This window comes from Corynebacterium sp. HMSC074H12 (genome assembly GCF_001813755.1).
Taxonomy (GTDB): domain Bacteria; phylum Actinomycetota; class Actinomycetes; order Mycobacteriales; family Mycobacteriaceae; genus Corynebacterium; species Corynebacterium hiratae.
Map to the genome: position 1 here is coordinate 1 of NZ_KV813911.1, position 297 is coordinate 297.

The following is a 297-nucleotide window of genomic DNA, read 5'->3' on the forward strand; positions in this document are numbered from 1 at the left end:
GTTCTTTGCGTATGGCGGCCATCATGTTTTTGACTGCGGTATATGACACCGCCCGTCGGCTGCCGTCGTTGGCGGTCAGGCGCTGGCATGCCTCTTCCAGGATTGGTTTGTTGCCGTGTTTGCCCATCGAAAGCACATTTCGGCAAGACTGGTACGCCTGGGCCGGGATGGCTTTCGCCGCGATGAGTTCTTCGATGACCTTGCGTGTTGCCGGGCCGGTTTTGCTGGCTTCGCGATAAAAGTAGTCACTGGTCCACAGTCCACGGGTGGAGTCCATTCCAGATGGAATGTGCTCAT

1 pseudogene is annotated in these 297 nt (G+C 56.9%); it reads right to left on the reverse strand.

The window, feature by feature from the left end:
* Nucleotides 1–277 (reverse strand): annotated as a pseudogene (locus tag HMPREF2932_RS07020) (IS21 family transposase); the annotation flags it as partial.
* Nucleotides 278–297: the final 20 nt, after the last annotated feature.